22 protein-coding genes and 2 pseudogenes are annotated in these 21,539 nt (G+C 59.6%); 10 read left to right on the top strand and 14 right to left on the bottom strand.

Translation table 11 applies throughout. The features are described from left to right. Positions 1–13 precede the first annotated feature (13 nt). Genes FB009_RS22290 through FB009_RS22275 form a run of 4 tightly spaced genes read right to left on the bottom strand, consistent with a single transcriptional unit; the run spans position 14 to position 2,780 of the window. Positions 14–733: a nickel/cobalt transporter gene (locus FB009_RS22290; protein WP_011970460.1), complete on the bottom strand. Its 720-nt coding sequence runs from the start codon at positions 731–733 to the stop codon at positions 14–16. 5 nt (positions 734–738) lie between these two features. Continuing rightward, on the bottom strand, positions 739–1,173 hold the full coding sequence (locus tag FB009_RS22285; RefSeq protein ID WP_011970461.1) for a YqaA family protein: 435 nt from the start codon (positions 1,171–1,173) through the stop codon (positions 739–741). Then, the gene (locus FB009_RS22280; protein ID WP_011970462.1) at positions 1,170–2,492 is read right to left on the bottom strand and encodes an MFS transporter; all 1,323 of its coding nucleotides are present in this window, start codon (positions 2,490–2,492) and stop codon (positions 1,170–1,172) included. The genes FB009_RS22285 and FB009_RS22280 overlap by 4 nt, the downstream gene beginning before the upstream one ends. A 12-nt stretch (positions 2,493–2,504) precedes the next feature. Beyond that, positions 2,505–2,780 carry a metal-sensing transcriptional repressor gene (locus FB009_RS22275; RefSeq protein WP_011970463.1) on the bottom strand — a complete coding sequence of 92 codons (276 nt, stop codon included), beginning with the start codon at positions 2,778–2,780 and terminating at the stop codon, positions 2,505–2,507. A gap of 46 nt (positions 2,781–2,826) precedes the next feature. On the opposite strand from FB009_RS22275, the gene FB009_RS22270 reads away from it, so the two are divergent. The 4 genes from FB009_RS22270 (at position 2,827) to FB009_RS32810 (ending at position 6,009) form a co-directional block, all read left to right on the top strand. Next, the gene (locus tag FB009_RS22270) at positions 2,827–3,246 is read left to right on the top strand and encodes a hypothetical protein (RefSeq protein WP_234705129.1); all 420 of its coding nucleotides are present in this window, start codon (positions 2,827–2,829) and stop codon (positions 3,244–3,246) included. Positions 3,247–3,293: 47 nt separating this feature from the next. Next, positions 3,294–4,025 (top strand): HupE/UreJ family protein, encoded by a 732-nt coding sequence (locus FB009_RS22265; protein WP_011970465.1) that lies wholly within the window; start codon positions 3,294–3,296, stop codon positions 4,023–4,025. Between the two features lie 24 nt (positions 4,026–4,049). Then, positions 4,050–4,703: a transmembrane anchor protein gene (locus FB009_RS22260; RefSeq protein ID WP_127580741.1), complete on the top strand. Its 654-nt coding sequence runs from the start codon at positions 4,050–4,052 to the stop codon at positions 4,701–4,703. A gap of 718 nt (positions 4,704–5,421) precedes the next feature. Continuing rightward, positions 5,422–6,009 (top strand): hypothetical protein, encoded by a 588-nt coding sequence (locus FB009_RS32810; RefSeq protein WP_164820984.1) that lies wholly within the window; start codon positions 5,422–5,424, stop codon positions 6,007–6,009. Positions 6,010–6,022: 13 nt separating this feature from the next. Here the strand turns inward: FB009_RS32810 and FB009_RS22250 are convergent, their stop codons facing one another. Next, positions 6,023–6,721 carry a GntR family transcriptional regulator gene (locus FB009_RS22250; RefSeq protein ID WP_011970468.1) on the bottom strand — a complete coding sequence of 233 codons (699 nt, stop codon included), beginning with the start codon at positions 6,719–6,721 and terminating at the stop codon, positions 6,023–6,025. An 84-nt stretch (positions 6,722–6,805) separates the two neighbouring features. Next, positions 6,806–7,300, bottom strand: coding sequence for an amidohydrolase family protein (locus tag FB009_RS22245; RefSeq protein WP_186447675.1), 495 nt, complete (start codon positions 7,298–7,300; stop codon positions 6,806–6,808). A gap of 372 nt (positions 7,301–7,672) precedes the next feature. Between FB009_RS22245 and FB009_RS22240 the strand changes: the two genes are divergently transcribed. From FB009_RS22240 to FB009_RS22220, 5 genes are read left to right on the top strand one after another with little or no spacing between them, the layout of a single operon-like run. Further along, entirely contained in the window at positions 7,673–9,253 is a 1,581-nt protein-coding gene (locus FB009_RS22240; RefSeq protein ID WP_011970469.1) for a nickel ABC transporter substrate-binding protein, read from the top strand. A gap of 12 nt (positions 9,254–9,265) precedes the next feature. Next, the gene (locus FB009_RS22235) at positions 9,266–10,201 is read left to right on the top strand and encodes an ABC transporter permease (RefSeq protein ID WP_011970470.1); all 936 of its coding nucleotides are present in this window, start codon (positions 9,266–9,268) and stop codon (positions 10,199–10,201) included. After that, positions 10,192–11,103 (top strand): ABC transporter permease, encoded by a 912-nt coding sequence (locus tag FB009_RS22230; protein ID WP_127580745.1) that lies wholly within the window; start codon positions 10,192–10,194, stop codon positions 11,101–11,103. Before FB009_RS22235 ends, FB009_RS22230 begins: the two co-directional genes overlap by 10 nt. Beyond that, positions 11,093–12,088, top strand: coding sequence for an ABC transporter ATP-binding protein (locus FB009_RS22225; protein WP_127585840.1), 996 nt, complete (start codon positions 11,093–11,095; stop codon positions 12,086–12,088). Before FB009_RS22230 ends, FB009_RS22225 begins: the two co-directional genes overlap by 11 nt. After that, the gene (locus FB009_RS22220; RefSeq protein WP_011970473.1) at positions 12,085–13,092 is read left to right on the top strand and encodes an ABC transporter ATP-binding protein; all 1,008 of its coding nucleotides are present in this window, start codon (positions 12,085–12,087) and stop codon (positions 13,090–13,092) included. The genes FB009_RS22225 and FB009_RS22220 overlap by 4 nt, the downstream gene beginning before the upstream one ends. Positions 13,093–14,052: 960 nt before the next feature. Here the strand turns inward: FB009_RS22220 and FB009_RS22215 are convergent. The 3 genes and pseudogenes from FB009_RS22215 to FB009_RS22205 all read right to left on the bottom strand — a co-directional run. Continuing rightward, positions 14,053–14,820: a transporter gene (locus tag FB009_RS22215; protein WP_234705134.1), complete on the bottom strand. Its 768-nt coding sequence runs from the start codon at positions 14,818–14,820 to the stop codon at positions 14,053–14,055. A gap of 88 nt (positions 14,821–14,908) precedes the next feature. Then, on the bottom strand, positions 14,909–15,082 hold the full coding sequence (locus tag FB009_RS22210; RefSeq protein WP_164830014.1) for a hypothetical protein: 174 nt from the start codon (positions 15,080–15,082) through the stop codon (positions 14,909–14,911). Between the two features lie 76 nt (positions 15,083–15,158). After that, positions 15,159–15,828, bottom strand: a pseudogene (locus FB009_RS22205) (alpha/beta hydrolase); the annotation flags it as partial. Between FB009_RS22205 and FB009_RS33770 the strand changes: the two are divergent. Further along, positions 15,824–15,956: pseudogene (locus FB009_RS33770) on the top strand (DNA-binding response regulator); the annotation flags it as partial. The pseudogenes FB009_RS22205 and FB009_RS33770 overlap by 5 nt on opposite strands. A gap of 432 nt (positions 15,957–16,388) precedes the next feature. Here the strand turns inward: FB009_RS33770 and FB009_RS22195 are convergent. The 5 genes from FB009_RS22195 to FB009_RS22170 form a co-directional block, all read right to left on the bottom strand. Continuing rightward, positions 16,389–17,126, bottom strand: a complete 738-nt coding sequence (locus FB009_RS22195) for an LssY C-terminal domain-containing protein (protein ID WP_011970478.1) — start codon at positions 17,124–17,126, stop codon at positions 16,389–16,391. A 373-nt stretch (positions 17,127–17,499) separates the two neighbouring features. Beyond that, positions 17,500–17,850 carry a hypothetical protein gene (locus tag FB009_RS22190; protein WP_011970479.1) on the bottom strand — a complete coding sequence of 117 codons (351 nt, stop codon included), beginning with the start codon at positions 17,848–17,850 and terminating at the stop codon, positions 17,500–17,502. A 565-nt stretch (positions 17,851–18,415) separates the two neighbouring features. After that, complete coding sequence (locus tag FB009_RS22180) at positions 18,416–18,838, bottom strand: response regulator transcription factor (RefSeq protein ID WP_011970481.1); 423 nt, start codon at positions 18,836–18,838, stop codon at positions 18,416–18,418. A gap of 38 nt (positions 18,839–18,876) precedes the next feature. Continuing rightward, the gene (locus FB009_RS22175) at positions 18,877–19,533 is read right to left on the bottom strand and encodes a response regulator transcription factor (protein ID WP_011970482.1); all 657 of its coding nucleotides are present in this window, start codon (positions 19,531–19,533) and stop codon (positions 18,877–18,879) included. 6 nt (positions 19,534–19,539) lie between these two features. Continuing rightward, positions 19,540–21,414 carry a sensor histidine kinase gene (locus tag FB009_RS22170; protein WP_011970483.1) on the bottom strand — a complete coding sequence of 625 codons (1,875 nt, stop codon included), beginning with the start codon at positions 21,412–21,414 and terminating at the stop codon, positions 19,540–19,542. Between the last annotated feature and the right edge of the window lie 125 nt (positions 21,415–21,539).

Raw genomic sequence — 21,539 nt, 5'->3', positions numbered from 1 at the left:
ACGACAGAGTCCTTCAACGGATGAAAATCTCTCGCATTGCGATGATCACCAAGGTCAGCCCTGTGAAAGCCTCGACCGCCTTCGAGACTTTGGTCAGCAAGGCATGCCGGGTCTCCAGCAATTTTTCTATCCGCGTCCGGAAGAAGACGGTCGCGAGTGCCACGCTGGAGAGGGTGATCGCCACCCCCGTCATCATGACGAGCGCGAACATGATCCCGGCCTCGGGTACGCCGCGCGACATGGCGAAGGTCATGACGAACAGCGTCAACGGGCAAGGGATCAGCCCGGCCATGAAGCCGACGGCGACACCTTCGCCTTCGCCGTGCACATGCGGCGGCTGGAAGAAGGCGCTCCACAGCATCCACGCCCCGATGAGGCCGAGCAATCCCCGGCTCACGTCCTCGAGCAGCGGAGCCGAACCGGCGCTACCGAGCATCACCGATACCAGCGGCAGCGAGAACAAGGCTATGACCACGGCCATCGTCACATGCGTGGCGGACAACGCCAGGGAGACCACCAGCCCGCGCCGCATACCTGCCGACGCGCCGGTCAGGTAGGTGGCAAGTACAGCCTTGCTGTGACCGGGCGTCATCGCGTGCACCGCGCCAAAGACGATCCCCATAGGCAGGAAGGAGAGGAAAGCCGTCCATCCGCCGCCGTTCGCGAAGGTTTTGATATGCTCAGCGAAGGCGAGATAGATGTCCCGCTGTATGTCTACGATCGCTTGCAGCAACGCGCTTATGCCCAGTTCAAGGTAACGGCCGCCACGGCCAGATAGCGCACCACCTTGGCGACCGCCACCAGCAACACAAAATGCGTTAGTGGCTCTTTCATGACGCCCGCCGCCACAGTCAACGGATCGCCGATGATCGGCATCCAACTGAGGAGCAGTGACCATTTTCCATAGCGATGATACCAGCGTTGGGCGCGTTCCAGCCCGGCATCGCTCGCCGGGAACCAGCGCTTATGCCGGAAGCGCTGGATGCCGCGGCCGATCAGCCAGTTCACGACGGAGCCAAGCACGTTGCCGATACTTGCGACGGCGATGAGAAGCCATGGGGAATAGCCGGAGACCAGGAGGCCCGCCAGCGCTGCTTCCGACTGCATCGGCAGGATCGTGGCGGCCGCAAGCGCCACCAGGAACAGCCCGGCATAGACGGCGAGTTCGCTCATCGCTCGGTCGGCCAATCGGGATGATGGCTGTCGATGACGAAGACATGGCTATGTCTGTGTCCATCGCCGACACGCTCGGCGTCGGCAAGATGCGGGTGGTCCGCGGCAAGGTCGTCGTGGACATGCTCGATTTCCTCGGGATCGTCCGCCGGCCAGAGCCGAGTGGCGACGAAGATGGCGGCGGCGGCGATCACCCCGAGCGCGGAGAAAGTCGCTGGCAGGCCAACCGTTGCGCCAAGCCATCCGGCGAGTGGATAGGTGATCAGCCAGCAGGCATGCGACAGGGCGAACTGAGCCGCAAACAGCGCGGGTCTGTCTTCCGGACTCGACGACCGGCGCAGGAGCCTTCCGGACGGCGTCTGCGTAAGCGAATAGCCGACGCCGATTGCCAGCCACAGCGGCAGCAGCAGAGCGAATCTCGGTACGAACACACCGACGAACAGTCCGGCGACGAGAACGACGGCCCCCGCCAGCATCGCAGTGCGGTCCGGCATGTTGTCGAGCAGTCGCGGCAGCAGCAGGGCGGCAATCATTGAGCCGACGCCGAACGCCGCAAGCGCCACGGCGGTGTCACGCTGAGTGAGGCCGAATTCCGCTTGGACCAGCACGACGGTGTTGACGATGACCATCGATCCTGCCGCCGAGACCGCGAGGCTAAGGGCGAGCAGGCCGCGCAGGCGTGGCGTGGCGAGATAGATGCGCAGGCCACGCGTCGTACGATCATAGATGCCGCGGCGGTCCGACGTCGTGGGGCTCGGAAGCACGACCGAGACAACCAAGGCCGCCGATGCGAGGAAGCCGATTACCGTTCCGACAAACAGGCTGTGGAAGCTGACCACGGTCAGAAGCGCGGCTGCCAGCATCGGACTTGCGACGCTTTCGAGATCGTAGGCAAGCCGCGACAGCGACAGGGCGCGGGTATATTCCTTCTCGTTCGGCAGGACGTCCGGAATGGTCGCCTGGAAAGTCGGCGTGAAGGCGGCGGATGCCGACTGTAGCACAAAGATCAGGACGTAGACCTGCCAGACCTCGGTCACGAAGGGCAGGAACAATGCAACGGCTGCACGCGCGAGATCGAGGCAAACGAGCATCGTACGGCGGGGAAGTTGTTCGGCAAAGGCGGCCGCGACGGGGGCGACGCCGACATAGGCGATCATCTTGATGGCAAGTGCAGTGCCGAGCACCGCGCCGGCCTCTGCTCCTGCCAGTTCATAGGCGAGAAGTCCGAGCGCGACGGTGGCGAGACCCGTGCCGATAAGCGCGATCACCTGTGCCAGGAACAGGTGGCGGTAGGTGTAGTTGGCAAGGACCTGCAGCATGTCGGGAGCGCCTCAGAGATATTTGGTGATTGACTTGAACTCATCGATCGATTGGCGTCGCTCGCGGGGAAGAACGCCGACGGTTTCCTCGAGGCAGTGATCGAGGTGGTCCTGTATCAGTGTCCGTTTCGCTTGAGCGATCGCCTTTTCGACAGCATGGAGCTGCTGGGCGATATCAAGGCACGGCCTCCCCGACTCGATCATTGCAATGACGCTTTTCAGATGTCCTTCGGCCCGCTTCAGCCGCTTGACGATCTCTGGATGGGTTTCGTGTTTGTGCTCTGTCATGCCGCTTTTCCTATCCTCCCGGAGGGGATAATTCAATCGAAGAAACTTGCCCGACTCAACGAACACGGTTATCAGTGCGCCGATGATGCTTCGTCGCGGCCAAGGACTGCTGCCCGTTTTTGCCGCGTTCGCGGCGGGGATGGCCATGCTGTTCTACGCGTTCTGCGCACCCGCCACCCACTCGCCGCGACTACATTCGGCCCACACGAAGATGGTTGCCGTGGACAGTCATTCCCATGAACACGGCGATCATTCGCACGATGATCTCGACCTCGTCGACGACACAAGCAGTGCTCCCGACCATCATCATGCGGACCATACGCATGAGAAGGCAGAGCTGGTCGCGGCGGACGACTTCGGCACACCGCTGCCCATCGATCCGGTGTATTCCCTAGCGACTGCTAGCCTGAGCGAAGGACCGCCCAACGGCATAGAACGCCCTCCGCGCATGCTCTCGTTGAGCTGATCGTTGCCGCCTCGGCGGCTGGTTCAACACATCCACGGAAACGCCTCATGAAACAACCACCTCTCGCAGGCGGCAGCCGCGCTTTTGCGCCCTGCTCGCTCGCGCTCCAGCTCGCTATCGCCATCTTTTCGCTTTTGGCTTTCGCGGGCACGGCGGCCGCCCATGCTGTCGCGGAAGGCGACAAGGGCTACATCCAGGAGATCACGGGCGTCCATCTGATCCCGTTCGTCTATCTAGGAGCGAAGCACATGGTGACCGGATACGATCACCTGCTGTTTCTCTTCGGCGTGATCTTCTTCCTCTACCGGCTGAAGCACATCGCCGTCTATGTAAGCCTCTTCGCCGTCGGCCATTCGACGACGATGCTGCTCGGCGTCTATTTCGGCTGGAACGTCAGTTCCTACCTGATCGACGCGATCATCGGCCTTTCCGTCGTCTACAAGGCGCTCGACAATCTCGGGGCCTTCCAGCGCTGGTTCGGATATCAGCCCGACACCAAGCTCGCGACGTTGATCTTCGGCTTCTTCCACGGCCTCGGCCTGGCGACGAAGATTCTGGAGTACGAGATCGCGCAAGACGGACTCGTCCCCAACCTTCTCGCCTTCAATGTCGGTGTCGAGATCGGCCAGCTCATCGCTCTCGCGATGATTTTGATCGCGATGAGCTATTGGAGAAAGACACCGAGCTTTCTCCAACACGCCTATGCCGCCAACGTGCTGATGATGGCCGCCGGCTTCGTGCTGATCGGTTATCAGCTCACCGGCTACTTTGTTGCCTAACCTCGCACAAGAAAGAGACAGAACATGTTCAATTCGCAAGCACCTGCACCCGAAGACCTGCCGTCCTCCGGCCAGCTCATCCGATCGACCATTGCCGCCGCGGCCGCGGCCGCCGCGATCCTCGTGACGGTCGTGCTGCCATCCGAGTACGGCATTGATCCGACCGGAGCTGGCTCCGTGCTGGGGCTCACCGAGATGGGCGAGATCAAGACCCAGCTCTCGGAGGAAGCGGAAGCCGACCGCCGCCAGAGCGAAAGCGGAGAGGCGAAGCCCGCTTCGGGCCAACCGGAAACCCAACAGGACTCGTTCCTGATAGACCGCATCTTCCGCGAGATGTTCGTCGGAACGGCCAATGCTCAGGAGGTTAGGAAGGACGAGATGTCCGTGACGCTGAAGCCAGGTGAAGGAACCGAGATCAAGCTGACGATGGCGGCCGGTGCCAAGGTAACCTACTCCTGGAGCGCCAACGGCGGCGTCGTGAACTTCGACATGCATGGCGACGGCGGTGGCGAAAGCACCAGCTATGAGAAGGGGCGCGGCGCTCCGGGAGCCGAAGGCGTTCTCGAGGCGGCATTCAACGGCAAGCACGGGTGGTTCTGGCGCAACCGGACCGATGCCGATGTTACCGTGACGCTGAAAACAGAAGGAAGCTACAGCGACATTAACAAGATGATGTGACCCGAACCGACAACAGCAGCCGCTGGCGGCCATCCCGTCAGCGGCTGTTCAGTCGCGTCCAAGCAAATTGTAGTCTGTTCGACCGCTTCATTCTTGCCATTTCAAGGCGTTCATTTTCGATTGCCATTCGCTGAGATCTTTCTGAGTTTGCCGCGTGAACTCGATGCAATCATTCAGTGATCGCTCCGCAGGACTCGAAGCACTCTCGACTTGCCCATAATTTTGTCGACTGCTGCGATCGCAGAGTCAGTCGGCATGCCGTAAGCGAAACGCGTTCTCAGCCTCGACCCGAGCAAGAACATAGTGAGATGTTCCTATCACGTTGCGGCATTCGTACGTCGACACGATATTTTGATAGGCAGCAGCCATGAGGCCTCGGAAGACATTGCCTCGGTCCCTTGCTGCAGAGCATGTGCTCATCGCGATTGACAGCAGGAAAAACAGAAATGGTCGTTTCATGGTTTGCGAACCTGTTGAGCCCACCGCTGGAGGCGGCTGGGCGAGCGTATGTCGGGCCTGGACACGAGGTTATAGGCTTGGCGGTAATGGCCCGCAACAAGACCAAGGTTTTGAACACTTTGCGGGGGGTGCGACGCGGCCGACGCCCTTCTTTCGCCATTTGCCAAGCTCAACTCGCACATCTCCGAGACGAAGCCTCGGGGGGAACCAAGACTGTGTTCAGGGGTTAGATGTCATCGCCCAAACTCTCGAGAGGCCGATGAGTTCAGTCGCGTGCCGCCGAACAGCCTTGGCAGGGGCAATTCTCCTCTCTTTAGCGCCGCTGGCAGCCCGTTCCGCCAGCGATACAACGCAGACTGTCGAAGAGTTCCACCACATTTGTTTGGCGGAGGGGCCAAGCTTCCTGCGGATGAGCCAAAATGCTAGCGGCCGCGACTGGGAATTGCTTGCTGAAGTGGCGTTTGAAGAACTTGCGCCGATCGCCGATCCGAAGTCAGTGCGGGTATGGCTGACGACCAAAGTGGACGGGGGGCTCCCGGCCGGCACCATCATCGGCTTCACCACAGCATCGGTTGGCGGGAAGCCGGTCCTCACCTGCACACTCGCCTTGCCCGGCATTGACCCAGAACAGTTTCAGAAGGATTTCTTCACCCGGACAGATGCCGAGAAGATTTCCGAGGAACGCAGCCCCGTGCAAACCAACCGGCTCTACATTCTCTTTGTTTCCGGACGCCAGCAATTCGTAAGGCTGGTGCTTCCAGCTTCAAAGTCGCCCGGAAAGCCCCTGGTCGTGGCGAGCTCGATCATGGAAACTGAAGCCACCGGTCAGAACGGCACGAACAGGTGATACGTTTGCCCACTCAGCGCAATCGGAGAATGTCCGCCAACCGCTCCTGTTTTCTTTCCGCGGGGCCGAGATCCATCCCCGACAAAACGTCCTCCAGATGCCTCTTCATCAGGTCGGCGGCTTCGGACCCGCCTCCGTTTGCTATTGCCTCGATCAAGGTCTCATGGGCATGGCTCTCGCAGGTCGTCTCGCGTCTTTTCCAGTATAGTGCGACGACAAGCGACGAGTTCGAAACGAGCTCGCGGACAAAATCCGTAAAGACGGTGTGGTTGGCTATCTCGGCAATTTCTATGTGAAATTGTGCAGAGGCAGCGATCGCCTCGCTCGTGTCGCCCGACTGGACGGCCTCATGCTCGGCCTGCATGTGCTTGTGCAGCTTGGCAATGTCTGACTTTTTTGCGTTCCCAGCCGCTATCGCCGCAACTTTCGGCTCGATCAGGATACGCGCTTCAAAAACGTCGCGGGCTTCCGTCTTGCTTGGGCTGGAAATGAAGGTGCCGCGGTTCGGTTGCAGGCGCGCCAGCCTGTCATGTGTCAGCGCCTGAAGAGCCGATCGAACTACCGTCCGACTAACCGCATAGATCGACGCCAGTTCGTCCTCCGGCAGCTTGGTGCCGGGTGCCAGCCGATGGCTTACGATTGCATCGCGCAGAGCTTTATAGATCGGCCACCAACTGGTCTGCTTCTCCGCTGATCTGTCGTCCTTAAACATGCAGTTGTTCCCAACGCGCCTGAAACCTGCGATTTATTCCCTTATTGAAGCTGCGTCTACCTATTGTACCTGACTCCACGGAACTCACGCGGCAGTAAACAAGGCGTTTCCGTAGCGCGCGATCGGCTCGCCACGCTTGAGCACAAGCTTGCGTTGGGGGCGAGAGGCGACCGCTTCGGCGATTGTCTCGGCTTCGACGAGCACGATGTCCGCATAAGATCCCTCGTACAGACCATAGTTCTGAAGCTCCAGCACGTCGGCGCCGCCCTGCGTGCAGACATGCAGGGCATATTCGAGGTCGCTGTCTTTGCGGAAGTTGTTGCGCAAGCCGATAAACAGCGCGCGCTCAAGCATGTCGAGATTGCCGTAGGGACCCCAGGTGTCCCCAACCATCTGAACCCGCGCGTAGGCGGATGCCGGCTTGTCGCAATTCTGCTGCGGCTGGAGCCGGCCAACTTGCTGCGCCGTGGTAGCAATCGCGATGTCTTCGCGGGCCAACTGCTCGACCAAGGCGTTGGCGCGGACACGGTCGGTCATGACGAGACAAAAGGCGTGGCTGACAGTCGCCTTGCGCCGCATGCCGAGCGCGCGTGTGCTGCCTCTCCCATGAGCTCTGTTATCGCGGTCGTCGTGTTTGGATTTATCAGTTTGATCAGCATAACAGACCGGATTGTATACGAAAAATAATACAAGTTAACGCGCAGCGAACGAGCAGTAACCGGCTTAAATCCTGCGTTTCGTCCGCATAAACGCTGAGTAGTCTCCTTTGGTGTCACTAATTCGTCAATTGCTCCTCAACGCAACCTACCATTACTGGGCACCGGTTTCGCTCAAAAAAATACAATCTTGACGCCAGATTGTATACATGAGACAGTCAGATTGTCTATACATAACGGCACTGAAAGCCGATGGCGGTCGACGGCGCCGGGGACATCAAAGGGAGGAGCTACAATGACAGTGAACAGGCGTACGTTCCTGCAGGGCGCATTCGGCGCCGTGGGATTGGTCATGGCGCAGGGCGCCTTGTCCAAGCTTGTATACGCGCAAGGGGCAAGCGGCACGCTGCGGGTCGCTATCGCAAAGCCCGCAGGTAACCTCGATCCGCAAAGCCACTACGCAATCTGGGCGATACAGGACCTGATGTTCGAACCGCTGGTCAAATACGGCCGGGGAGGCCAGATCGAACCTTGTCTCGCGACCGACTGGAAGATCGAGGGCGGTGGCAAGACGCTACATCTCACCTTGCGACAGGGTGTTACCTTCCAGGACGGAACCAAGTTCGATGCCGCCGCGTGCAAGTGGAATCTCGAGCGGTGGATGGGGCTCGACCAGTTCAGTTGGATGAACTGCTCGAAGTATTTCGAGTCGCTCGAAGTCGTTGACGACTACCACATCACCCTCCACTTCAACGAGCCCGTGCTGGCGCTGATGCAAGAGCTTTCCTACACCCGGCCGCCACGCTTCCTCAGCCCGATGTCCGTTGGAGCCGATGGCAAGTTCAAAGAGCCGGTCGGTACGGGCCCTTGGCGCCAAGTCAAGGCGGATGACACCGAAAGCGCATTCGAGCGCTACGACGGCTATTGGGGTGACAAACCATCATACGAGCGTCTTGAGGCGAAGGTTATTCCCGACCCGCGCTCGCGGGTCGCGGCACTGCGCAGCGGCGAGATCGATCTGGTCGGCGGCTTCTGGATTGCGCCCTTGACCCCGGAAGAGGCCAAGCAACTCGAGGCGGCCGCCGTCAACGTCGTCGTCGATCCGGGCAATGTTACACTGGTGATGGCGTTCAATCCCGATCGCGCCGCGGCACTCAAGGATTCGCAGGTACGCAAGGCGATCAGTATCGGCATCGATCGTGCGGCAATCTCTCAGGTGCTCTACCATGGCTATGCCAAGCCTGCGGGTAACTTGTTCTCAAGCGCTTTGCCTTATGCCGGCAAGCAGCATGGCGCTCCCGTCCGCGACGCGGCGGCCGCGTCCGCGCTGCTGGAGAAGGCCGGCTGGACTGGTGGTCCTATTCGATCCAAGGATGGCAAGCCGCTGACGCTCGAGATGGTCGTCAGTCCGGACGCAGTGCCGGGGTCACGGATCATCGCCGAAGTCATCCAGTCCGAGATGAAGGAGATCGGCATCGACCTGGTGATCCGCTCGGTCGACCATGCTTCCAAGCACACCGACATGCTGGAACAGAAGTACGACCTCGGCTTCTTCCTGACCTACGGCGCGCCTTATGACCCGTTTGGCTCGATCGTCGGGCTGTGCCTGTCGACTTTCAAGAATGATGTCGAGGGCAAGCTGGTTACCGATCCGGTTAACCTCGATCCGTTGATCAATGCGGCCACGGCCGCAACCGGAGACCAGATCGAGCCGACCATTCAGAAGGTCTACGACTGGCTGCGCGACAACGACGCGATTGCGCCGCTGGTCTACGTACCAAGCATCTGGGCGCATTCCAACCGGGTACAGGGCTTCACCAGTCCCGTCACCGAATACGACATGCCATACGAAAACATCGTTTTGGCCGCCGAGTAGGAGGAAGTTGCCGTGGTTCACTTCATCAGCAAGCGGCTGCAGCAGTCACTGATCCTGCTTTTCCTTGCATCAGTGGTGTGCTTCACCCTCGTCGTCTCCGCTCCGGGGAATGTCGCCGTCCTGATCGCCGAGCTCCGCGGAGCGGTCGCGACGCCCGGATATGTGGAGCAGGTTGCCGAAGAAATAGGACTGAACAAGCCGCTGCTAATGCGCTACGTGGATTGGTTCGGCGACGCGGTCAGCGGAGATTTCGGGATCTCCTACAGGACAGGCCAGGACGTCAGCGCGGACCTTGCCGCACGTATGTCCATCACCGGAACGCTGATTGCCGGCTCAGCTATCATTGCGACGCTGTTGAGCCTGGCACTCGGATTCCTCGGCGCCCTTTGGCCCTACAAATTGCCAGACCGCGTTTCCCGCGGTCTGGCACTTCTCGGCGCGTCGACACCGACTTTCTTCGTTGGCGCACTGATGATCTACGCCTTCTCCGTGCACTTCCAGCTCTTACCTTCCTTCGGCTTCAGCGGTCCGGAAACCTGGGTCCTTCCGTGGCTCACGGTTGCCGTTCTGCCTGCTGCGGTCCTCAGCCGCGTCGTTAGGATTGGGCTGGAAGAGGCGATGTCTAGTCCCTTCGTTCTGACAGCAAAGAGCAAAGGTCTCAGCCGCACCGCAATATTATTCCGCGATGCATTGCCGAACATCACCCCGCTGTTCATCAATGCGCTTGGCACCCAGGTCGGGCTCATGACCGCTACGGCGATCATCGTCGAGCCGCTCTTCTCCTGGCAGGGGCTGGGTGATTACTTCCTCGCCGGCGTTCGCTTCCGCGACTTCATGGTGGTGCAGGCATGCCTGCTCATCTTTCTCACCTTCTTTATCCTCGTGAACCTGATTGTCGATCTCGCAGTGCTTCTGACCGACCCTCGCATCAGGCGGCAATGGAGCTGATCATGAAGAACCTGAAACCTCTCTTCGCCAGACTGAACAAGATTCCCAGAGCGGCCTTAATCACCATAGGACTGTTCGTCGCCCTCGGTACTTTTGCGCCCTGGTTGGCTCCTCAGGACCCGAGCGCCCAGAACCTCCTCGAGGCCGGCTCTGGTCCGAGTGCCGCCCATTGGCTCGGGACCGACCATCTCGGCCGCGACACTCTCAGCCGCCTGCTTATCGCGGCTAACACGTCGCTGGTCAGCGTCGGCTCTGTTCTCGGCATCGCCATGACGATCGGCATCGCCATGGGGACGATCGCCGGCTACCACCGCGGCTGGGTCGACGATGTTCTGATGCGTGTGGTCGACGTGGGTCTTTCCATACCGAGCCTGATCATCGCGCTCGCTGTCATCGGCATCGTTGGCCCTGGTTACTGGACAATGGTGTTGGCGCTCGCTCTCGCCTGGTGGCCGATGAGCGGCCGCATCAGCCGCGCCGTCGCCGTCAGCATCATGAGCAAGCCGCATATCGAGGCGTTGCGCGTACTGGGCGCCAGCCCCTGGCGCATCTATTTCAATCATCTGCTGCCAGGCACGATCGGTGCGGTGATGGTCTATGCGACGGCCGACGCCGGTGTCGCAGCACTTGCAGTCGCCACGCTTAGCTTTCTGGGCCTCGGGATTCAGCCACCAACGCCCGAGTGGGGTCAAATGCTCGTTGACGCGTTGCCCTATCTCGAGTCCGACCCGCGCCAGGTGCTCCTGCCAGGCCTTGCCCTGACCGCGGCGGTCATCGGCTTCAATACCCTTGGCGAATCGATAGCGCTCAACCGCATTCCGAAGCCACTCACCCGGCGCACGCTAGCGGCGCGCCGCATCGAGGTCGCAGGTTGGGGGAAGGAGAGTCTCGATGCAAAATGAACCATTGTTGTCCGTCAAGAATCTGACGGTTGATCTGCTGACCGCGAAATCCGCGCTGCGCCCGGTTGACGGTGTCAGTTACGCGATCCGGCAGGGTCAGTGTCTCGCCATAGTCGGCGAAAGTGGTAGCGGCAAGACCGTGATGAACTTCGCCCCGCTCGGCCTGATGCCAACGGGCGTGACGACGAATCTCTCCGGCTCGGTACGGTTCGAGGGGCAGGAGCTGATCGGCCTCTCCGAGCCGGAAGTCCGCAAGTTGCGCGGCAAGTCCATCGGGTTCATCTTCCAGGATCCGATGAGCGCGCTTAACCCGGTCAGACGTATCGGGCGGCAGATCGCCGAAATGGCGGAGCTGCATCTCAACATGAGCCCTCGCGCAGCAGAGGCGAGGGCACTCGACCTCGTCAAACTTGTCGGAATCTCAGATCCTGCCGCTCGGCTGAGTCAATATCCGCACGAATTGTCGGGCGGCCTAAGACAGAGGATCGTCATTGCTATTGCACTTGCTGGAGAGCCGAAGCTGCTCATCGCCGACGAGCCGACGACTGCCCTCGATGTCACGGTGCAGGCACAGATTCTCCGCTTGCTGAAGGACCTGCAGCAGCGCCTGAACATGGCGATGGTCTTGATCACCCACGACATGGGCGTCGTCGCCGGTGCGGCCGACAACATCGTCGTCATGTATGCGGCACGGGCTGCCGAATGCGGGCCGGTGGACAAGGTCCTCGTCAATCCTCGTCATCCCTACACAAGGGGCCTGATCAACGCGATTCCGAGGCGCGACGATCCGATCGGCTCCGAATTCCGGGGGCTGCCCGGTGTGCCCCCAACGCTCGGCGCACCCATCCAGGGCTGCGCTTTCGCGCCGCGCTGCGAGTTCGCAGTGGCCGCATGCACTCGGGCGCGCCCACCAATGGTCCCAACCGCCGACAGCAATGTTTGCGTAGCCTGCCCTGTCGTCAACCAAGGAAAGGCTGCGGCATGACACACGCACCTGTTCTCAAAGTCGAAAACCTGCAAACACGCTTCAAGAGCGTCCAGCGGGGCAAGTACGTCCATGCGGTCGACGATGTTTCGATCGAGCTCTATCCAGGCGAGATCGTCGGTTTGGTCGGCGAATCCGGCTGCGGAAAATCCACGCTCGGAAGAACCATCGTCGGTCTCGAGAAGGCAAGTGCTGGACGGGTACTGCTCGACGGGGTCGACCTCAGCACGCTTTCGGGCGCCGCACTGCGAAACAGTCGTCGGGCTCTGCAGTACGTGTTCCAGGATCCCTATTCGTCCCTGAACGATCGTCAGACGGTTGGCGAGGCGATCGACGAAGCTCTATTGATCGATGGCCTCAGGTCGGCGGACGAGAGAACTCGTCGGGCCAAGGAACTATTGGAGCAGGTCGGTCTGCCTCATACGGCAAGGGACCGTCACACACGCGAGCTATCGGGCGGCCAGCGTCAGCGCGTTGCCATTGCCAGATCTCTCGCGGTGAACCCGCGAGTTCTGATCTGCGACGAGCCGGTTAGCGCCCTCGATCTCTCCATCCGGGCGCAAGTCATGAACCTGTTCCTGCGCTTGCAGAAGGATCTGGGTGTCGCCTGCCTGTTCATCGCCCATGACCTTGCACTTGTGAGGCAGGCAGCCTCGCGCGTTTACGTCATGTATCTAGGCAAGATCGTTGAGCATGGGCCGTCGCAGGAACTGTACGATCATCCTGGCCACCCATACTCTCAGATGTTGCTGGCCTCCGTTCCCGAGGTCGACCCACGCGTTGAAAAGCTCCGCAGCGCTCCTTTGCTGAAGGGCGAAGTGCCAAGTCCGACCAATCCACCGTCCGGCTGCCGATTCCGGACACGTTGTCCGCTTGCGGTTGAGGACTGCGCCCTAAGAGCACCAGCATCACATGTCCTTTCGCCGGACCACAACGCCGCGTGCATTTTTGCCCCCGACCTTCATGGAGGGAAGCGCTCGGCTCTAATTCACCAGGCTGCATAAGGTCATGTGCGTATAGTTTCCCCGCGGGAACGAGGCATCTTCCCGCCAACTTGCCCGGTATGGCAAACCGGGCATTTTCTTCAGCGATGATCTATCGATCTAGTATTGAACAGGAAACTATCTCTTGGAAGGCTGTATTACCCAAACCGCCCTCGTGTGCAGGACACGAGCTCGTAGGACCGGTTTAAGGGGGCAGACCTGTCGTTCACCGCGACATAGTTGGAGGACCGCAACGGGTCGAAACGCGTCGATCGCAGCTTCCGAGGTGAGGTCTGGAAGTGGTGCAAACCTGCAACTCGGCGGCATGTATGCATGCCCGCTTCTGGGATACCACCGTGCTCTGCTCAGTGTCCGACTTGGGGCGCAAACCTTCCGTCCTCCGCAACGAATTGACAGTCCGCTTCCGGCGAATCGAGCCTCGATCGCGCCCGGTGCTAAAGTAAGCAGCGGTTGAAGTGAGCCGTTCTCACGAGCGCCGCACGGCTTGTTTCGAGGATGTTCACGTTCTGGGCTTCGAAAGTCGCATAGTGTATCGGTTGGAACCGTGCGCCGGCCGGTAAGCTTCCTTTACGGTCGGTCATTGCAATTTCAGGATTTCAGGCTCAGCTGGATGCCACGTTGTGGGATTGTCAAGGGTTTACCGACGTCAATGCGCCCGAGTACCTCCTTGCAGCGCTCCGGCTCTTTCCCCAACGACCAATTGGCGTGCACGCCTCAGCGGCGTGATCAGGGGAGCGGCCCACATCGGTCAGCTCGTGTTCGACGCTGGCGGGATGTCGCGAACGCCACCCAAGCCCGGGGCGTCAGAGTCAGGATCGGTGCGAAACGAAGCCGATCGTCCGCGGCAGCACGTGAACCGAAGTTGTCACGCAACGACGGGTCCAGTGTCAATGTCCGTCAATAGCGGATTCTCTGCCCACCCGATGTCGTTGCGTAGCTCCCTATTCTGACCCATTCACATTACTTGGGAAACAGAAACGTCACCGCCACCCGTATCCCAAGACCCTCCGGGCCATTGTCCGGTGCAGTCGCCCAGTAACGCAGGCCAGCCGTAAGGCTGATCGGCTGCTCCTCGATCTTCACCAGTTTGGAAACCGTGAAATTGATCGGAACCGACCACTCCTCCGCTTTCCAGTCATACGTGGACTCGGTGTTCAGCGCGAAGGTCCAGGCATCAGGCGTCGTATAGGAGAGGAACGGCTGCACGAACGTGCTGCTGATATCATTCCGTTCTTCATTGCCCGCGAACGACCAGATGTGGTTGGCAAGCAAGCCGTAGGTCCAAGGGCCGTCCTGCTTGAGGGCGACGACCGTCGGTCCAGCCCCCCATTTCTCACCTCCCAGGAGGTCGTCTGTCGCGGTCGGTATAAGGAACACTGGACCGGCACCCCAGATAATCCCGCTCGCGGTTGGCTTGGCGGGAGAAAGGAAGAAGCTCTGGACGGTGTCGCCGAGGCCAAACTGCGTCCCGGATGGCCCGGCTATGTCGTGCTGCCAGGTCACCGGCAGGATTGTGCGCGAGATGAGATTCCAGTTCCCGTTCAGAGAAATCGGTATTACGGGCTGGATGTTGAGGGTTATCTTGTCCCCGTCGAGCGGACCGTAGCCATGATCGTAGTTGAACTGAAACGGTACGCTGATCAGCGAAGCGATCGGGTTAGACAGCTTCTTTGCCAGATCGGAACTGGACTCCTGAGCCTGGAGCGAGCCTGTTCCGCCGAGAAACATCAGAAGACAAATGAAGTTCGTGGATGCGGAGAATGCCATTGTCGTACCCCCAGAGGCTTTTCGGAAAAGTGCTAGAATTTTTGCGAGTTCAAGGATCGGGCCCTGCTGCACGGTAGCCCGCCGTCAAGGGATAGGGTGCGACGGAAAATTCCCAATCGGTCTGCGAGTCGACCGCTTGCGGATGGTCGATCAGCAGCGGCGAAACGCCATACGACACCGCGGCAACTGCTCCGGAAACTACGAGCATCATAAAATTCGACATCGCCCGCTCCTCTCCCTCCGTCGCTGCGAGGGACGACATGCGTCCTTACGAATATGCGATTCGTTCATACCATAACTTCTGTCATCTCGTCCTTGTAAGGAGCCAGCTCCGGATCGATGGATCCCAGCCGGAGAACGTCGCCCACATCTTGGGCGAGAAGGCCAGCGCCCGGTCGTCGGCGGATACGAACAAAGTGAAGCGCGGCCGCCGCTCTTCGATGTCCTTGATCTGCGAGCGGAGCAACTCGACGTCGGGACCCGCAAGCATCACGTTTTTGAACTTCGGCGAAGGACCGTCGTTGCGTATATCCATCTGCCGCAAGCCTTCGAGTGCCAGCCAGTTGCCCATTGAATTCGCGAGGATCGATACCTCTTTCACCTCCGGATAGGCGGCGAGATATTGGAACTGCGCTTCCAACGTGTTGCGGGTATAGTTGGTGATTTCTCGGTCATAACCACACGCCAGAAGCCTGCCGCGCGACGGCCAAGTATGGGCGCACTCTTGACGCCGGAATCGTGAACGATCTGCACGAAGCGACAGACCGAGTCTTCGAACCGGTTGTTGAAGCCATTGGATGAAGACTAGGACGCCGCGTTCTGGATTCCTCCTAGCCGTGCATTGAGCCAGGTCTTGGCGGCATTCTTTGGTTAGATGTCCGCCTTGAGCGTCGCGAAATCCGTCGTCGGATTTGAAGGCTGCCTCCTCGGCCAGGCGACATCGCCCACCTTGCGGACCGATGGGTCGGAAAGGAGGATCAAGGCCCATAGGCACAATTCTCATCGAGAAGATCGGCGCAAGGTCGCTGGCCGAAACGGTTTCCATCGCCGAGAGATTGGGACTTGTCGGGACCATCGGCGACCATTCCCGCCCTTGAGGGTTCACCAAAGGACAATAGCGGCCGCTCTGGGCTTGCTAAGATAGTCGCAGATTTGGTTCGGGTCCGCCGTCGGTTTGGCCCCGAAAGGTGCTCTCCTTGGAAAATTCACCTGGCACCGTGGTTGTAGTCGATGATGATGCAAGTATGCGCAGAAGCGTCGAAAGGCTGTTGAATGCGCACGGCATCATGACAGAAGGATAGCCGACAGCCGAGAGCTTTCTCAACAAGGTCCAGACAGGTTCAACCCGTTGCGTTGTTCTTGACATCCATATTGGCGGCATGTCTGGCATCGATGTAGGCACTACCTGAAACGGGCTGTTACCGACATTCAAGTGATCTTCATGACCGCGAGCAGCATTCGAGCCTAGTTGGCGACGCGTCAGTGGGTCCTTCAAAGCCTTAGCAATCGCGCTTAACTGCTTTAGCTATCTACCGGGAAGTATTAGCGCGGGCCTTGCCTGTTCTCGGCTCTGCTCGCACAATGCCGATTAACGCGAAGCCATCGGTAAAGTAGGAATCGCCGCCACCGTTGCGACCATTCATCGTCGCCCCGACGCCGCCGATGTCGTAGGTTGACGCAATTTGCCCTGCGGCTTGCAGGTCACGGATAAGACCGTCTCGTTCGACGTCAACGTCTGCGGCGATGTGATGAGTGATCTGACCTGTGTCATGACTGAGTCCGACCCCGCGATCGAAGGTGACCGAACCGAACCAGAACGGTCGGCCGTAGTTGTCGCTCTGATCCGTTTGCCAGAACCGCACGTGATGACGTTGATCGGCGCTGTTCCCAACCGCTTTTTCGAAGGCTAGGTCCTGCTTTCGGCCGCGATAAAACAGCGGGCTTACCGGTGCGGCGCTGTCCGGCCTGTGAAGTACAACGCTAAGGCCGATGTCGATCGAGGAGCGCCAGGTAATTGCATCGGCGGCATGCCAACCAGCAGCCGCAAAGGCGCCCATCACCTGTGCTTTTGAGCCTACCAGACCGACGTTGATCGGGTCACCGGGGATATCATCGGCGGTCGCCGTCACCATCGAATCGAAGTGTGGAAGGCGATGCTCGCGAAAGATCCACATCTCGGGCACCAGGAAATAGGCAAGCAGAAGATAGGCGGCGATCAGAGCTGCCAAGGCGGGCAGGGCAGCGCGGGCGGTTGATGACAAGTGCATTTGCTCCTCTTCCTAGCGCGCGATGCACGCAGCTCAGGAGGCACTAACGGAGGCCCGTGAGAAGAGACGCCACAGACAGGCCGCGATCAGCCCGAAAAGACCAGATCCGAACCGCGGTGACGGCGAGGCGCCGTCGCAGCATCGACACGTGCGGCAGCAGGGCTTTGCCCAAGCGGCGCTCTTGCGTATAGCAGCCGAAAGGCTCCTAGACGTAGCATGACCGGCAACAACACGAACGCGAATGCAAGCATGAACCGTCCAAGTGCCGAAGACACCTACATCATGGCGACGGAGTCGATGTGCCCGGCGCCCTTGACTCTGAAGCGGGATGCGGCTGCGGATACCGTTCGCACCCCGCTTCACCGAACAGAGATTAGCGAACGTAGATCGTCAGCCCGCCATCAGCCGCCTGCTCAGCGCCGCCGATGTTGTTCATCTCGACATTCTGTGCCTTCAGCTTTTCAGCCAAGGGCTTGTTTGCTTCGACGGCCTCGAGCAGCGCCGCGCGTTGTTCCGGCGTGGCATTGTCGACCCACATGCGTGTTTGGTCCTGCTCCGAGAGTGTGCTGACGTCGACGACATTGATCTTGTCGCCGCTGTGGCTGCGCACGGTTTGCTCAATTTCTTTAGGCCAGTTCATTTCGGCGCCCTGGCCGTGCACGATTCCAGCGAAGCTCAGGGCGGACAGGCTGGCGATCATCGAAAAAGTTGCAAGGCGATTCATGTCATGCTCCTTCCTAGGTTATGCGCTTGTAACCAGGGGGCAATCAAGCGCGGCTGCTTAAACAACTCATCCCAGCTTACGCGTTTCTTCACTGAGCGATATTGTCCTTAGGGGAAGTCGTCTGAACCCGCCGACCGCTGGTAAGATCGACCCGCGTTGCTCGGCAAATTTCGCAAGATCGGCGCGCCTTGAACCACGTCGAGTTCAATCGAATTCATGGGAGCGCTTCAAATCTTGTTTTTTGCATGTCTTTGTCCTAAACCCGCTGCACGCGTTCTGGTGACATGCATCGAGGATCCAAGGGCGCTCTTGACGGCGACAGTCGGCGCTTCCGGCGGAAAGGGCTTCTGCCGATTGGAGGCGCAACCGAAACTGGCCGCGGCCGCTTTTACGATCACCGTGATGACGATAACTGGCAGCCTGGAAGCCGCTGCGGTCCCGTTTCGGGATCGGCGTCAATAGCGCCGATCTTATTGCTCGACCTGATTGCTTGGGGTGGGGCACCCGGATTAAGCAGCTAGAGCATCGAAACGCTGCAACAGGCGCGATAGACGGCATCGCCTTGCTAAGCACCCAATGCTCTGTTGACAGCTCCGATCAGAGCGTCGGCCGGAAATGGCTTGTGAAGATACGCCACGCATCCCGCTTTCATCGCCTCCGCTTCGAGCACCCCATCGTCCAAGGCCGTGATGAAGATGACCTTGATCCGGAAATCGGTGTCTTTCAGTCGGTGCCACAGTTCGATGCCAGACATGCCGCTGAGATGAATGTCGAGGACAATGCAACCAAACCGGTTTTGACTGGCGCAGCTCAGAAAGGCTTCGGCCGACGCATAAACCTCCGTCGCAAAACCATGTGCGTTCAGGAGCCGCGCGACGCTCTTCCGCATGCTCGGATCGTCTTCCACGACAGCCACTTCGCGTGGTGGGCTTTCCAAGTTATGCCTTTCTGGAGCCCCATGCGGAAAGCATGAACCAGCTCCGATCATGATGATCGTATGACCAACTTGGAAATTTTGATATTGTCCTATGGGGAAGCGCGCCGTTTATTCTGGTGCTGCGGCGGCTTTGCCATCGGATTAAGTAGTCCCAATCTCTCCGCGATCGAAACTGCCTCGGCCAGCGAACCCACCCCGAGCTTTTCCATGGCGCTACGCCGGTGCGCCTTGACCGTCCGTTCGGACGTACTTAGATCATAGGCAATCTGCTTGTTGCGCCTGCCGCGGGTGATCAGGCCGAACACTTCGAATTCCCGCGGGGTCAGGCTCACCAGACGTGCCTTGAGTGCATGGATGCGATCGTATTCGGCACGCCGTGCATCACAGCGGCGCAATGCTCGATCGACCGCCTCCAGCAACGCCTCCCTGGAGGCCGGTTTCTCCAGGAAATCCTCAGCGCCTGCCTTTATCGCTTGAACGGTTGCCCTGATTTCGGCTCGCCCCGTCAAAAACACGATCGGCAGCATTGGAGCGCATTCGGCGAGTTGGTCCTGGAGCTCCAGACCGCTCAAGCCTGGCATGTGCAGGTCGAGTAGAATGCATCCGGCCTCGGGGTCTGACAGGCGCGCCAGAAGGTCTTCGCCTGACTCGTACGTGGCTGTGCGAAATCCGGCGGCGCCCATCAACCGCGCCAAGGCGGTCCGAAAGGATTTGTCGTCGTCGACGATGTGAACGATCGGGTCCATTGCGGTTCATCCATGCTGGGCAAGGGGCAGGACGAAGCGAAAAACAGCGCCGCCTTCAGCGCGATTGTCTGCCCATATCTTGCCGCCATAGGTTTCAATTATCGCGCGGGCGATGGAAAGTCCAAGCCCAGTGCCCGCCGGCTTGGTCGTGTAAAACGCATTGAAAACGCTGTCGAGCTGATCCCTGGGGATGCCGCGACCGGTGTCCGAAATAGACAGCACCACCTTGGATTCCTCCATCAGTGCGGTCTGGAAGACAAGCTCTCGGTGCGTCGTGGCCGCATCGACCATGGCGTCGATCGCATTGGTGGCGAGATTGAGAATGACCTGCTGGAGATGCACCTTGTCGGCCCGCACCGGCAGCTTCCGGGCCGGCTGTTTTGAACTGACCACGACGCGTTTTTGTTCGGCCTCGGCGTGAAGAATCTGAATGGCACTGCTGATCACGTCATTGAGGTCGAACTCCTGCCAGTCGATCTCACTTCGTTTCTTCAGCAGTCCTCTCAGCCGAACAATAATATCGCTGGCACGCTGATCGTCGTCGCGGATATCGGCGAGAATTTGCTGGACGAGATCGATATTCGGATTCATGTTCCAAAGCAGGGCTTGAGCGGTTTCGACATTGCTGCGGATTGCGCCGAGCGGTTGGCTCAGTTCATGAGCGATCGATGCCGATAGGGCTCCCGCCGTTGCCGACTGGTTGAGATGCACTAATTCGAGGAGGCGGAGACGCGATTCCTGCTCCGCGCCCCGCCGACGATGCCGCTCCACCAGAAGACCTGTGATGATCACGGCCTGAAGCGCAAGCGCGGCGACAATACCGACGATCGCTGGCCAGTATTGTTCCCAAAGGCTTTTCTCTTTAAAGCTCTGGACCGTACCGGATGGGAGAGCGCTCTCCGGCAACCCCCAGCGTTTCAGCTGTCTCGCATCGGCCACATAGGTTTGCGGTACCTTGACACTCGCAATCGGCTTTCCGGCAATCGCGGCGACGGCCAGTTCGGCTACAGCCGCTCCCATCGACTCGAAGGTGACCGTGTTGCCGCCGACTGCGCCGTGGCCGATGTAAGTGGCATAGGGCCCATACACGGGAGCGTTGGCCTTGCCGGCTATCCGTTCAAGCGCGTCCCGCGGAATGAAGTTTCGGCCGCTGCGATCACTGAGAATGGTCAGCACCAGAATGATACTTCCCGCCGGCACACGAGAGGCGCGATCCACGAATTCATCGATCGTGAGATCCTCGAAGTAAGTCAGTTTAAGACCGCCCGCGGCGCCGGCAAGATCCTTGCGCGCCGTCGCGATCCAGGAACGATCGAAGGGTGCGGACCCCCCGATGATGAACAGTTCGCGGGCGTCCGGCTGGAGTCGGCGCGCCATGGCGAGCGTCTTCGCGATGTCATAGTCGCTGAAGGCTCCAAATACGTCGTCTGGCAGCTTCATCTTGGCGGCGTCGGCGCCGCTAAAACCAGAGAACACGATCTTCGCTTCGGGAGCGATCGCGTTGCGGTACTTGATGATGAAGCTCGTTGCCTCCTCACCGATCGCAATCACCACATCCGGACGTCGTTCTTGGTATTTCTCGCCGAGATACCGCGCCATTCGGTCGATGTGAACTTTCTCGGGAAATCTCGAAAGGTCGAGAAACTCCGAGAACAGGTCGACCAGGCCTTCGGTCGACTCTAGCAGCCGTGCCCGTGCTGTCTCGCCTGCGAAGGTCGTCGCGGGAAGCCTCTCGTCATAGGGATAGAGAATGAGGACGCGCGGAACCCGGCCGATGATTTCCGCCGAGCAGGTTTCCACTGTCGGAATGATCAAGACGAACAGAAGACACAAAAATCCGATGACAGTCTGGCGTGGTGGAACCCTGCAGGCTCGAACCATACTGCGCGTCCTTTGCATCGGGAAGTTACGTTAACCTAACAGATCAACCCTGCAGTGTCATTAGCGTGGCGCACACTCTGTATTGCACCAAAACCGAGCGGATAGCCGCTCCCTCGCCGAAGCTC

The organism is Sinorhizobium medicae (genome assembly GCF_007827695.1).
Classification (GTDB): domain Bacteria; phylum Pseudomonadota; class Alphaproteobacteria; order Rhizobiales; family Rhizobiaceae; genus Sinorhizobium; species Sinorhizobium medicae.
This window is presented reverse-complemented; position numbering and strand designations above follow the sequence as displayed.